This is a genomic window from Borrelia recurrentis A1, assembly GCF_000019705.1.
In the GTDB taxonomy this organism is placed as follows: Bacteria; Spirochaetota; Spirochaetia; order Borreliales; family Borreliaceae; genus Borrelia; species Borrelia duttonii.
This window is the reverse complement of record NC_011244.1, coordinates 166,281-180,360: the sequence shown is the minus strand read 5'-3', so window position 1 is coordinate 180,360 and position 14,080 is coordinate 166,281. Positions and strand designations below refer to the sequence as shown.

Sequence of the window (14,080 nt, the reverse complement as noted above, 5' to 3'; positions counted from 1 at the left end):
GATCTATTGTTTTGAGGTATAAGAAATGAAAAGAAAAAGTGGAATTTTGCTAAGTATTAGTTCTTTACCGTCTCAGTATGGTATTGGTGATTTGGGGAAGGGAGCATATGAATTTATAGATTTTCTTGCTAGTTCGTCGCAAAGTTATTGGCAAATATTGTTGTATTCACTTCCTAATTGTTCAGGGGTTCCTTATTTAAGTTATTCTGCATTTGCTGGTAATATAAGTTATATTGATTTAAATGCTATTGATAGATTTATCGATGTAGATTTAGGTATTTTTGGATGTTTGGAAGATAGATGTATTGATTATGATAAATTGAAAACCAAGAATATTATTTTAAGAGATGCAGCTTTGAATTTTTTGCATAGGGCGACAATTGATGAGATGTATGCATTTGAAAAATTTAAAAAATCTGCTGCTTATTGGCTTTTAGATTTTTCAAGTTTTGTTGCTTTTAGGGAATATTATTGCAGGTTCCAAGATCCACAGACCTTTAATCTTTTATTTAGTAAAGAAATCTTAAAAAGAGATCCAAAAGCTTTAATGCGACTTAGAGAAACTCTTAATGTTGAGATCAATATTCAACAAGTATTGCAATATTTCTTTTTTTTTACAATTTAAAGCCTTAAAAAGATATGCAAGTAATGTTGGGATTAAAATAATAAGTGATATGCCTATTTTTATGTTTTATGATTCTGCTGATGTTTGGGCACATCAAAAATATTTTAAATTGAAATTTGATGCAAGTAAAGATAAAGTAACAGGTCTGCCTTCTGGTAATTTGTCTTATAAAAAATATCTTTGGGGTAATGCAGCTTATAATTGGAAAGCCTTAAGGAAAGATGATTATGTGTGGTGGATTAATCGTATTGGTTTTATGCATAAATATGTAGATATTATTAAATTTGATTATTTTAGAGGATTTGTATCTACTTGGGAAATTTCTGAGCGAGAATTTTCAGTTTATAGTAGTAGTGGGCAGTGGGTCAAATGTCCAGGTAAAGATTTTTTTAGAAATGTTTTAAGTAAAATTAATGATTTAGAAATTTGGGTTGCAGACCTTTTAGAAGATCGTGGTGATGCTTTTAGATTAAGAGATTATTTTAATTTTTCAGAAACTAGAATTATGCAGTTTGCATTTGATTTTGATTCAAAAAATTTGTGTTTGCCACATAACTATATAAAGAATTGTGTTGTCTATACAAGTACTAATGAGAGTAATACTATTCGTCAGTTTATTAATTCTGTCGATGATGATCATAGAGAGTACATTTTTAATTATTTTAATACTAATGAAGATTTTGTTGTTTGGGATATGATACGAGGTGCAATGTCTAGTGTTGCAGATAATGTAATAGTTTCAATGGAAGATTATCTTGATCATGTGGTTGATCATAAAAATGTGTCTGGGTCAATGCTTAATGATTTTAGGATCTTGAGTTCTGATTTAAGTACCGATTTAAGTAAAAAAATAAGTAATATTACAAAACTTTATGGAAGAATTTAAGTAGTAATTTTAATTATTTGTTAAAATAATATTTGTTTTTAAATCTATTTTAAAAAAGGTTGGATGTTGTTTATATGAGACTTAATACATGCTTAATGTTTTTCTATGTAATTTTTTTATTATTTTCTTATTTTTTTTTATGTTTTCGTTTACATTCATTAAATGGGAACAGGTATTTTAAAAATGGTAATTTCTTTTTTGTTCATAAGGGTGCTTTATATAAAAAGCGCAATAATGGGATATTTAAAATTGAAACTAAGGGAATAGAGACTAGATGGATATACCCATTTGAAAATCCTGTATCCAAAAGGATAACTTCTATTTATGAAGATTTTTATTCTTTAAATTCTCTTTTAACAACAAGTGATGCTGTTTATGTTTCTCATAATTATTTTAAAAATTTTATAAAATTAGTTGATACTGAAAAATTTAATAAAAATTCTTATATTACATCAAGTGCATTGTCTCGAGGAGAATATAAACATGTTGCTGTTGGGACTTCTAACAGCGGACTTTATATCAGTATTAATAATAATTTAGATTTTAAAAGCTTAAATTCTCTAATTTCTAAGACATATTTGGGTGCTGGTTATTATGATATTATTAGTTCGCTAGAATTTTCAAAAAATAGTGAGAGTGAGTTGTATTGTTCTTATGGAATTTATGGAGATATTATTTTAATTAATATAGTTTCAGGGGTTATTAAGAAATTAGATTTTCCATTTAAAAAACAGATAGTTCGTATTATTGATTTATCTGATGAAAAGCTAGAAAAACTTTTGGTTGGAACTTATGATAATCATTTTTATTTATATGTTGATGGAAAGTGGATCTTTGATAGTCAATTTTCTATTTATGAAAGTAATTATTTTCAAAAATCAAAGAGACTTAATCTTGCGTCTAATAGGGGTTCAATTTATTTGACAGCTTATACTCTTCGAAATAAAACAGCTGTTGATGAGAGATTTGAGTTTATTAAAAAATTAGGTATGAATTCTGTTATTATTGATTTTAAAAATGATAGTGGTATCTTAACTTATGCAAGTCAGCTAGAATTGCCTAATAAAATGAATGCAGTTAAAAAATTAATAGATGTTCCTTATATTTTAAAAAAGGCAAAAGAATTGGGAATATATGTTATTGCTCGTGTTGTTGTATTTAAAGATTCAAAATTTTATTTATATAATAATTGTGAGTATGCTCTTTGGAATAAAAAAACCAATCGTCCTTGGAGTAATGTTGTAAAAGTCATGAATGGTAATTCTTTTAAGTTGATACAAAAAGAACATTGGGTAGATCTTTTTTCAAAAAATACTTGGGATTATAATTTAGATATTGCAAAAGAAATTCAGTTGCTTGGAGTTGATGAGATTCAGTTTGATTATATTAGATTCCCAACAGATGGACCTGTATCTCTTATAGCTTCAAGATTTAATAAGTATGAAATGAGGGCAATTGATGCCCTTGAATCTTTTTTAATTTTGGCTAGGGAAAAAATTTCTATTCCTATTTCTATTGACATTTACGGCAATAATGGATGGTTTGTTACTAATAGTATTGGTCAAAATATTTCTATGATATCAGATTATGTTGATGTTATTTCTCCCATGTTTTATCCTTCACATTATACTAATGATTTTTTGAAGAATGATTTATATTATACTACCAGGGCTTATAAAATTTATAAAGAAGGGAGTAATAGGGCGTTTGTGTTTTCCTCGGGTAAAGTTATAATTAGACCTTACGTTCAGGCTTTTTTGCTTGGTTCAGAACGTATTGTGAGTGAAGAGGTTTATCTGCAATATTTTTTTAATCAATTACAAGGTGTCAAAGAGTCTTTGGGAAATGGTTTTAGCTTGTGGAATGCATCTAATATTTATTATATGGTTAAGACTAATTTAAACAAATTTTTGGGTTTTTCTTAATATAATTTTTGCTAGGAGATTTATGTGGTTTATATTTATTTTTTTTGTTTAATGTTAGGTATATTTTTATTATATCTTGGTGGTAATTATCTTTTAAAGAGTTCTGTTAATATTGCTACTTATTTTAAAGTTCCCAATCTTTTAATAGGTGTTATAATAGTCTCTCTATCAACAAGTGCTCCAGAGCTTTTTACAAGTTTGATAGCATCGTTTAAGCAAAAAAATGAAATTATTGTTTCTAATATCATTGGTAGTAATATTATCAATATATTACTTGCACTTTCTTTAACAGGTTGTTTTTTAAAAATAAAAACGGATTTTAAGAGACTTAAGTTTTCTTTTATGATGTTATTTTTATTGATGTTTCTTTTATTATTACTTTCTTTTGATTTTAGTTCTCTTTCTTTTTTTAAAGTGCCTTATCATAAGACCAGTTCGTTGATAATTTTATTTGTATTTGTATCTTATTTATTTTTATTTTATAGGGAAGAAAAAAAATATAATGTTGTTGAGCGGGATTTAGATAATCTTAATTGTGATTATGGATTTAAATTTTTATTTTTAAATATTATGTTTTTATTTTTAAGTGTTTATTTTTTATATTTAGGTTCGAAGTTATTAATAGATAATTCAATATATATTGCACATAATATTTTTCATATTAGTGAGAAAGTTATTGGAATTATTTTTGTTGCTTTTGGAACCAGTATACCAGAGCTTGTTGTTTCACTTTTTGCAATAATTAAAAAAGAATCAGATATTGCGCTGGGTAATATTATTGGCAGTAACATATTTAATATTGGATTTATTTTGTCTAGTAGTAGTTTTATAAGTCCAGTACTGATGAGTGATATTTATTTTGTTGATTTTGGTATTATGTTTGTTATATCTTTGATTTTGTTATTGGTAGTTAAAGTCAAAGGGGTTTTTGATAGGGGTCCTTCTATTATTTTTTTGTTTTTGTATATTTTATATAATGTGTATTTATTTGGTGTTTATTAATTTTATTAAATTTATCAATGTGTTATTATGAATTATGTTTTATTGTTTTTTATATTAGGAGATTAGGAATATAAGATGAAAAAGTTTCCCGAAATTTTTTATCTAAATGATAAAGAAGTGGATATTTTGATTTCTCAAATAGGAATTTCTTCAGATACGCAAAAAATGATTTTACGAGTTATTTTGGAATGTAAAAACAATGTTATAGGTTATTCTAAGTTTGTTGAAGATTATTCTGTTAAAATACGTTCTCTTAAGGGAGAATTGGATTTTTTATTTCGTAAACTTTATGAAGTTAAGAGAGGAATTATTGTTAATCAGATTACATCTAATGGAGAATTGTTACCTGATAAAATAATAATAACAGATGAAAATAGTAGTGATTTTTATTATTATGCTATTGAAGATTTGTTTTTAAAACATTATGTGGGAATAGAATTTTTTAGTACTTTGCTTACAATTAAGAATATAGATAGAAATTTGTTAGCTTTTGAGAGAGAATTTGTTGTGCTTAAGAATGAAGATATTAATTTTAAATATTTTCAAGAAAGTGCTTCATTAAAGAAGATATTGATACTAGATTCTTTGATCATTCCTTCAAGACAAACATTGTATTTTGTTGAATTTATGAAAAGAATTTTATTTAGAACTGCTTCTAACAGAGTAGTTAAAGATGTTTTTATTAGAGCTAGAAATTTGAAGATTAGTGAGTATGATCGAATTTTGTATGAGGGCGTTAATGGGGTTGGAGTTGCTTATAATCTTCTTTTGGGTATTTTGGAAAATAAAGAGGAGATTTTAAATAAGAAAGGTGTTAATATTTCTAAGCATTATTTTACCTTTTTAGAGGTATTAAATATTTATATTACTAATGAAAAAAAGTTAGAAGAAATTAAAAATTTAGAAAATATTAAAATTGATGAAACTTTGAAATCGATTGAAAAAGCAATAGAGTTTAAACCTGGATTTATTAATATAGAGGAATTTAAAAGTATTCTTCAAGAGCATGCTGATGAATTATCTGATGCTGAACATTTTTTTAATATAGCCAATGGATACTTTTTTGAATCCAATATTAAGGGTTCTTTGCCTAGAATATTTAGTATTAGAAGTGATATATATTTATATAAGCCATGTGCTTATTCTATCTTTTTAAAAGAATTTGATCAAATTGTAATTGATGTTAAAGATAAATTGAGAAATGAATTTACAAAGATGCTTAATAATGGTAAAAATTCTTCTGTTATTTTTACAGAAGAGGGTCTTGAGAAGATGTTATCTGAATTTGTTGCTAATTATGATCTAAATGATTATTGTTTGAAAAATAAAGTTGCATTTCTTGATTTTATTGTGTCTCATTATAGGCGAGTTTCTAAAATTCAAAATATACAGACTCAAATTAAGGATATAATAAAAAATGAAGCCGCTAAGTATTTTAAGAATAGTAATACATTCTTACCACTTTATAAAATTTATAAAATTGATTTGTCTAGTATTTTAGATTTTGCTTATAAAGATTTATCCTTGTTAAGGAAAATTGTGTTATTTTTGACTGGAAAATATCAAAGCTATAAAGAATCTTTATCTAGATTAAATTCTAAAGTAATAGTTAATAATCATGTTGGGGGACTTTTTGATCCAAATGAAAGAGTAAAAAGACAGCTAGATAAGAGGCGCAAACAAAGAGAGGAGATAAAAGAACAGATTAGAAATTCCTATTCCAAAAAAGGTAAAGGAACCTCTAACAAAGGACAGACAGCTGGTAGGGTTTATAGCAAAAGTGAACAGGACGAAGCTTGGTTAAAATTTGAAGATAAATTGAATAAAAAATGATTATTTAAAATAAATCTTTAGGTCTTCTTGCCGTATTTTTTGAATTTTGGCATTCTGCATAGTGCTTTATTTTACCATTTTCAAATTTAGATTTCATTATAATTTTTCCGCCCCATCTACTTAACAATTCTTTAGAGCCACTTCTTTGTGCATTTTTGGAAATTTTTGCCATATTAACACCTCATTGTATTCGTTTATTGTATAATAAATCTATCAAAATAAGGTTGATTTATCAAGGAATGGTTATGTTTTTGATAATGTTTTTTTTAGCTTATACTCTTTTTTCAGAAGAAATTTATTATAAATTTGTTGATTATGATATTGATTATAAAATAATTGGAAAATATGAAATTAATAAGGAAGATGCTGAAGAGGAGTATGGGTATAGATTTACTTATAATGATGGCAAACTTATAGTTGTTGATTATATTGGAAAGCTTAGTATTTTAATGCCTTCTTTTTTTGGTACAAATCAAATAAAAATAGAACATTTTAAAGATATAGAGAGAAGATTGTTTTTAAATAGAGGCTTTGCTGCTAAAAACTTGAAAGATGTTTATGTTGAACAAATAGAATATTTATCAAATGGTAAACCTAAGAGTATTTTTAATTATAATAAGTCTAATGAAATTATAAGAGATAAGTATGGAGTTGCTTATTATCATTTTGTTTATAATGATGATGGTAGTTTTTATGTTTATAGGTTTAGTGAGGTTGGTTTTCAGATTAAGGATTTAAATGATGTTTATTATACTAAAATTATTTATGAGAATTCTAATCGTACAAAAACAGTTTTATATTATGATGGTAATAACTATAATATAAAGGCTAAAAATGGAATTTATGGTTTTAAATTGACTTATGATAGTGCACATAATATTGTTAAAGAAGAATACATAGATGAAGATTTTTCTTTGTCCTCAAATCCTTTTTCTGTTGCAGTAAAGACATATCGTTATGACTCAAGTGGTAATCTTATTGAAGTTGTAAATTATGATGTTAAGAATAATTTAACTCCTGATGAGAATAATGTGGCAATATATAGGTATGATTATAATTTAAAAGAAAAAGATTATTGTTGTAGAGAATATAATTATGATGCTAATAATAATTTGACCGTTAGTCAAAATGGTTATGCCATGAGAAAAACCATTTTTTATATACAAAATAATGAAAAGAGAATAATAAATTATAGTAATAAGATAAATAAGAATTATGATAGTGCTGTTCCTGTTAGTTATGAGGAAAAATATGAGATAATGGATAATTTTAAAGGTATTGCGGTTTATAGTTATAAATATGATAATAAATTTTATTTAATAGAGAGACTTTTTTTTGACAAAAATTTCAATTTAGTTAGTGATTCTAATGGTGTTATGATTTATAAATATGCTTATAATGAAGATGGACTTCTTGAATCTCAGGAACATTATGGAGATTTTGATAATCCTATAAGTGATATTGTAGGTGTTTTTAGGTACAAGTTTTTGTATGATATTAATGGTAATGTTATATTGAAGAGTAATTATTCTAAAAATGGAGCTTTAGTTGCAGATGAAAATGCTGTTTTTGAATATACTTATGAGTATGATAAACAAAATCGACTAATTAGTCAGAAAAATTTTGGTAATTTAGGTCAATTACAAGATGATATTTATGGTGTTAGCATGTATAAGTATGAATATAATAAATTTGGTAAAATTTCAAAGAAAACAAATCATGGCCCAGATTTAAGATTGAGAGATAATATTGGGGGTATTTCAATTTATAAATGGATATATGATAGTAAAGGTGATTTAATTGATTTTCAAAAATTTGATTCTTTAGGTAATTTAATATAAGTATTTTTTTTTCTCATTTTTTCCAATAGAACAAAGTAGTTCATATGTACTTCTGCCAGATTCTTTACTAAGTATATCTAAGCTTAATCTTTCAGAAACTATTTCTACTTTGTCTCCTATATTGATTTTTAGATCTTGAGGTATTTCTATGATGGAAATGTTCATACATATTTTTCCTCTAATAAAACATTTTTTATCTTTTATTATGCAATAAAAATTTTTAGATGTATTTTGTGGTATTCCATCAAAGTATCCAACAGGTATAAGTCCAATTTGCATATCTTCTTTTGCTTTAAAGAGTCCAGAATATGATATTTGGTCTCCTTTTTTGATATTTTTAACAAATATTACTTTTGAGTATAAATTTAGTACAGGCTTCAGTTTTAAATTATTGTTTTGATTGTTAGGATTTGGGTGATATCCGTATAAAATAAGGCCTGGCCTTATCATGTTAAAATTTTCACTTATTTTATAGTTTGTTATGTGTCCTGAGTTGGAAATATGAATGAATTTTGGATTTATATTTTTATTTTTAAGTTCATTTATGAGATAATCAAATTTTTTGCTTTGTGTTTGCGTAATTTTTGTGTTTTCTGTTGTTGGTAAATGTGTGCAAATTCCTTCAAATTCTACTAATTTTGAATCTTGAATTTTAGTTGCTAGATTTAAAGCATTTTCTGTTTTGATTCCATATCTGTTCATTCCTACATCCACTTTTAAATGAACTTTAATTTTTTTATTTTGCCTTTTACATTCTTCTTCTATTAATGATAAGTATTGAGAGTCAGCAACAAAAGGTGTAATTTCAAAATTTACTAAATTTTTTATTGCATTTTTATTTATATTATTGATATAGAGTAGTATGTTTGATTTTTTATCGATTTTCCTAAGTTTTAGAGCGTCATATATTGAAAAAAGACCAAAATAATTTATATTTTTTTCTTTAAAAAATTTAAATGTTTGAATAAGTCCATGTCCGTAAGCATCTGCTTTTAGTGTTGCTACTAATTCTTTTTTGTGAACATGACTTTTAATTGTAATTAGATTATGTTCTAGATTTTTAAAGTTTATTATTATTTCTTTATGTTTTGTCATTTTATACATTATATTAAATATCTACAAAATTCACATTGATACTTTGAAATTTATTTAAATTGTTTGACTGATATAAAGCATTTATATTAATCTTTGTTAGATTTAAAGAAAAGGAATCCTTGGTGCAAAAAAATGAATTATTCCGATAATTAATGCTAGTATTCCTATCAATTTTTTGTTGTTTTCAACTAATGATTGAAATTTTCCATATTCTTTGTTGTTTTGAAGAGTTATAGGCATCTTCTGATTTAAAAATAAGATAAACCCAATAAGAAATAAACTGATGGCAGGAAATAAATTTCCAATTATTGGTAAATCATAGGGGATAATTATTTCCAATATACTTACTGTTATAAAAATTGTACCAAAAATACTTCTTGCAGCTTTATTATTGTTAATTGCATTGACAAATTCGTCAAAGATAATTAAACACTTAAGCTTGTCTCTTAAAGTTGGAAATGCTAGTATTATTCCTCCTAAAATATTAAGTAAAACAGATATAAAATATATTTGTAACATCTCTTATCCTCCAAGATCTAATCTTTTATTAAAATATGCCTTGTAGCCCTTTTGAGTTATTAGCATTATATTTAACAAACTTTCATTCTTATATGCAACATTAGTATATAACGTATAGTTAATCTTGTCTATGTAAATCATATTATTTTCAACAAGTTTACTATCTAAGTATAATTCTATATTGGCTTTACCAAAATATTTGATGTCATTATTTTGGATATTAATTTTAAGATATAAATTTTTATTTTTTATTTTATGTTCTATTGTAATTGTAGGATTATGTTTATTTTCTATTTTTTGTAATTTGGGAATTATTATGACCTTATTAGTAATTAAAATGATTACAAAAATTATTCCAAGCATTAGTTTTTTTTTAAGGAGTTTTTTATTTGTTTCTTCTACTTTGTATTTACAATTATTATTTTTCATATATTTTGATGATAAATTATTTCATAATTTAAGCAATGTATTTAAATTCCACCAATAGACACTAACTCCGCTTTTCTCTGCATAAAGTATACTAAGTATTCCGTCTTTTGATAGACTTTCAGCAAGAAATTTAAGATTAGGAGGTTCAATTAGTATCATTTGTTCTTTTATCTTTCCTCTATTGTCTAATTTCCATATTAAAATATTAGATAAATTTTTCATATTAGTAGATGCTATTATTTTATTTTTTTGAATTCCAATGATATTGATAAAACTTTCTTGTTGATCATCTAATAAATTTTGAGGTAGCGTAATTTTGTTTTTTATTTCAAATTCTTTATTTTTATTTAAGCTCATTGTATAAAAGTGTTGATTTTTGATTTTGACTCCTAGGTCATTAATGTTTTCATTTGTTCTAATGTTTTCATAGTATGTTGTCTTTACATAAATAATTTTTTTATTTACTTCAAAAAATATTTTGTCTATTGATATATTATATTTTTTTTTCTCTTCTTCTGGTATTTGTAATATGTTTGTGTTTATATATATCTTATAAAGAGGTGAGAGATCTTGATCGTAAGAGTATATTATGTAGCCTTCGTGATATATGGTTATTATTGCTATGTTATTTCCATCATCGATATTAATATCACAAACTTCTGGAAATGGTGTTCCATTATGTCCTTCTTGTCCCAGTATTGCTACAGATGAATCTTTATTTAGAATAAAGATTTGTGTAGAGTATGCTATGTTTTCTTTTTCATCGAATTTAGATTTTGTGTTGTTTATTTTATCTGATACTATGATAAAGTCTTTTGATGGATATATAGCCTGGATATTTTCAAAGTTTACTTTTTTTATTTTCAGATTGTCATTTGTTTTAAATATGCCATTTTGGTAAGTTTGAATTAATTTTCCATAAGATGTAAAAATCATGAGTTTGTTTGCTTTTGTCTCTACAATATATACAAGACCGTTGTATGTTTTAATATCAAAGCCTGAATTTGTAAATTTGTTTGTAAGTGGTGTTATTTCTCCGGGTAGTGTTCCAAATGGTATTTTAAACTGTTGTTCTCCAAGTTCGTTTAAAGTTTTAGTGTTACATGATATAATTATAAAAAATATATTTAAATGAATTTTATAAAACTTTTTCATATTTTAGATGTTATTATTTTAAATAGTTAAAAGTCAATTATTTTAGGAGTATTGATACCTAATATGTTAAGAGCAATATTTGAGGCGACTGTTGGCTCAAAGAGTAAAAGGGATTTAAAAAGTTATCTTCCTGTTTTAAGAAATATTAATAAACTTGAATCTTGGGCACTATCTTTGTTGGATGAGGATTTTTCAAGGGAAACAGAAAAATTCAAAAATGAACTTCAGAGTGGTAAGACTTTAGAAGATATTTTAGAGAGAGCATTTGCACTCTCTAGAGAAGCTGCAAGAAGGCGACTTAAAGAGAGACCTTATGATGTTCAACTTATTGCTGGTCTTGCGCTTCATCAAGGTAAAATAATAGAAATGAAGACAGGAGAAGGTAAAACTTTGTCTTCTGTTCAGGCTGCTTATCTTAATAGTTTAACAGGTGATGGTGTTATTATTGTTACGGTTAATGATTATCTTGCAGAACGTGATTCAAATTGGATGAAACCTGTTTTTGATCTTTTGGGAGTGAGTGTTGGTGTTGTACTCTCTAATATGGATTCTTCTAGACGAAAGATAGAATATGGTAAAGATATTACCTATGTTACGAATAATGAGCTTGGATTTGATTATTTAAGAGATAATATGTGTTTTGATTTATCTCAGAAATCTTTGAGAAATTTTAATTATTGCATTATTGATGAAATTGATTCTATTTTAATAGATGAAGCTAGAACACCTTTAATTATTTCAGGTTCAACTGAAGGTGATACTAGTGCTTATCTTACTGTTAATTCTCTTGTTCCTTTTCTAAAAGAGTGTTCTAAAGATCTAAAAACAGGAGATTATCCTTTAGAGATTGATGATCTTGATGGAGATTATACAATTGATGAAAAGGCTAAAAGAATATCTTTTACCGTTAATGGATTAAATAATCTTGAACGAATTTTAGTTTCAAAGGGCATAATTCAAGGGTCTATGTATGTTGATTCTAATTTTAATTATGTTCATTATATGACTCAGGCATTAAAGGCACATTTATTGTTTTTAAAGGATAGGGAATACATTGTTGGAGATTTTGGTGTTGAAATTGTTGATGAATTTACAGGTCGTGTTTTAAAAGGACGAAGATATTCAGATGGTCTACATCAAGCTATTGAAGCTAAGGAAGGTGTTAGAGTTGCAAGTGAAAATAAGACTATGGCAACAATTACATTTCAAAATTTATTTAGGATGTTTAATAAGATTTCTGGTATGACTGGTACTGCAGATACAGAAGCGAAAGAGTTTCATAAAATATATGATCTTGATGTTGTAGTAGTTCCTACTAATAAATTGGTTGCAAGAATAGATGAAGATGATATCATTTATTATACTGAGGACTTTAAGTTTAGAGCAATTACGGATGAAGTTTTTGAGGCTTATAAGAGAGGACAACCTGTTCTTGTTGGGACAGTTTCTATTGAAAAGTCTGAAATTTTATCTAATATGTTTAAAAATAGAGGGATTAAACATGAAGTTTTAAATGCTAAAAATCATTTTCGTGAAGCATTAATTATTGCTGAAGCAGGGGCAAAATATTCTGTTACAATTGCAACTAATATGGCTGGCCGTGGGACTGATATTAAGCTTGGAGGTAATCTTGAACATAGAGTTCGTAAAAAATTTGGGACAGAAATAAGTTTTGATGATTTACAGAAAGCTATGCAAAGCGAGAGAGAGCAGTATCTTAAAGATTATGAAGAAGTTAAATCGCTTGGTGGGCTTTATGTTATTGGTAGTGAGCGTCATGAATCGCGAAGAATAGACAATCAGCTTAGAGGACGTGGGGGAAGACAGGGAGATCCTGGCAGATCAAGGTTTTATGTATCTCTTGAGGATGATTTGATGAGGCTTTTTGCTGGGGACAATTTAAGAGCTCTTATGGGGAAACTTGGAATGGCTACAGGTGAACCCATTGCGCATTCTTTATTAACAAAATCTTTAGTTAATACACAAAGGCGTGTAGAGGATCGAAATTTTGAGATTAGAAAACATCTCTTAGAGTATGATGATGTCATAACGAAACATAGAGAATTTATTTATTCTCAGAGAAATTTAATTCTTGCTGATAATAATATTAAGGAACGTATTCTTCTCTCTTTAAGAGAATATCTTGATTTTTTATTCGATCAAGTGAAAGGAGATGTGGTCACAAGTTCTGTTTTAAATGAAATAAATTCAGTTTTTGCTTATATGATGGAAAGTGTTGGTTCTGTTGAGAAAATGAGTATTGCTGATTTAAAAGATAAGTTAATGGAAGTTGCTAGGTCTAATCTAGATATAAAAGAAGAATTAATTGGTTCTGAACTTTTAAATGAATTTTTAAAATATGAATATTTGAGAAATATTGATTCTAAATTTCAGGAGCATCTTGCAAATCTTGATTCTTTAAGAGAATCAGTTTATCTTAGATCTTATGCTAATAAAAATCCAATTACTGAATATAAAGAAGAGGGTTTTGCAATTTTTAGTGAACTTATTAAAGATATTAAGATCGAAACTTTAAGACGAACTTTGCAGGTAAAGATTGATGTTGATTCTAGTAATTATAAAAATAAAAAACCTAAAGATGTTCATGCTACTCATAAGGAGTTTTCAGGTATTGTTTCTAGGGAAAGAGATGATTCGGTGGGGGTGCAAATAGTTAGAAATACTCCCAAGATTGGAAGAAATGAACCTTGTTATTGTGGAAGTAAAAAAAAATATAAAAATTGTCATGGAAAAAATTAAAAAGGGGGTG

At 26.3% G+C, this 14,080-nt stretch carries 10 protein-coding genes and 1 pseudogene; 6 read left to right on the top strand and 5 right to left on the bottom strand.

The annotated features are described in order from the left end of the window. The first annotated feature begins 25 nt into the window (after positions 1-25). The 4 genes and pseudogenes from malQ (at position 26) to BRE_RS00825 (ending at position 6,271) form a co-directional block, all read left to right on the top strand. Positions 26-1,511, top strand: a pseudogene (malQ, locus tag BRE_RS00840) (4-alpha-glucanotransferase). 74 nt (positions 1,512-1,585) lie between these two features. Next, positions 1,586-3,436 carry a putative glycoside hydrolase gene (locus BRE_RS00835; RefSeq protein ID WP_041178086.1) on the top strand — a complete coding sequence of 617 codons (1,851 nt, stop codon included), beginning with the start codon at positions 1,586-1,588 and terminating at the stop codon, positions 3,434-3,436. Between the two features lie 51 nt (positions 3,437-3,487). Then, entirely contained in the window at positions 3,488-4,438 is a 951-nt protein-coding gene (locus tag BRE_RS00830; RefSeq protein ID WP_041178180.1) for a calcium/sodium antiporter, read from the top strand. Positions 4,439-4,513: 75 nt separating this feature from the next. Continuing rightward, on the top strand, positions 4,514-6,271 hold the full coding sequence (locus tag BRE_RS00825) for a hypothetical protein (RefSeq protein ID WP_012538703.1): 1,758 nt from the start codon (positions 4,514-4,516) through the stop codon (positions 6,269-6,271). Between the two features lie 4 nt (positions 6,272-6,275). Here the strand turns inward: BRE_RS00825 and BRE_RS06210 are convergent, their stop codons facing one another. Beyond that, positions 6,276-6,443, bottom strand: a complete 168-nt coding sequence (locus tag BRE_RS06210; protein WP_012537929.1) for a hypothetical protein — start codon at positions 6,441-6,443, stop codon at positions 6,276-6,278. Positions 6,444-6,516: 73 nt separating this feature from the next. Between BRE_RS06210 and BRE_RS00820 the strand changes: the two genes are divergently transcribed. Further along, positions 6,517-8,112 (top strand): RHS repeat domain-containing protein, encoded by a 1,596-nt coding sequence (locus tag BRE_RS00820; RefSeq protein WP_041178085.1) that lies wholly within the window; start codon positions 6,517-6,519, stop codon positions 8,110-8,112. On the opposite strand, the gene alr is transcribed toward BRE_RS00820, so the two are convergent. From alr to BRE_RS00800, 4 genes are all read right to left on the bottom strand, one after another. Continuing rightward, entirely contained in the window at positions 8,104-9,207 is a 1,104-nt protein-coding gene (alr, locus tag BRE_RS00815) for an alanine racemase (RefSeq protein ID WP_198004620.1), read from the bottom strand. The two genes, BRE_RS00820 and alr, sit on opposite strands and share 9 nt — an antisense overlap. A 102-nt stretch (positions 9,208-9,309) precedes the next feature. Continuing rightward, a complete protein-coding gene (locus tag BRE_RS00810) occupies positions 9,310-9,726 on the bottom strand; it encodes a hypothetical protein (RefSeq protein ID WP_012537926.1) in 417 nt (138 codons plus the stop codon). Positions 9,727-9,729: 3 nt separating this feature from the next. After that, entirely contained in the window at positions 9,730-10,155 is a 426-nt protein-coding gene (locus BRE_RS00805; RefSeq protein WP_012538700.1) for a hypothetical protein, read from the bottom strand. A gap of 21 nt (positions 10,156-10,176) precedes the next feature. Then, on the bottom strand, positions 10,177-11,310 hold the full coding sequence (locus BRE_RS00800; RefSeq protein ID WP_012538699.1) for an LIC_12708 family protein: 1,134 nt from the start codon (positions 11,308-11,310) through the stop codon (positions 10,177-10,179). Between the two features lie 63 nt (positions 11,311-11,373). On the opposite strand from BRE_RS00800, the gene secA reads away from it, so the two are divergent. Beyond that, entirely contained in the window at positions 11,374-14,070 is a 2,697-nt protein-coding gene (secA, locus tag BRE_RS00795) for a preprotein translocase subunit SecA (RefSeq protein ID WP_041178084.1), read from the top strand. Positions 14,071-14,080 lie beyond the last annotated feature (10 nt).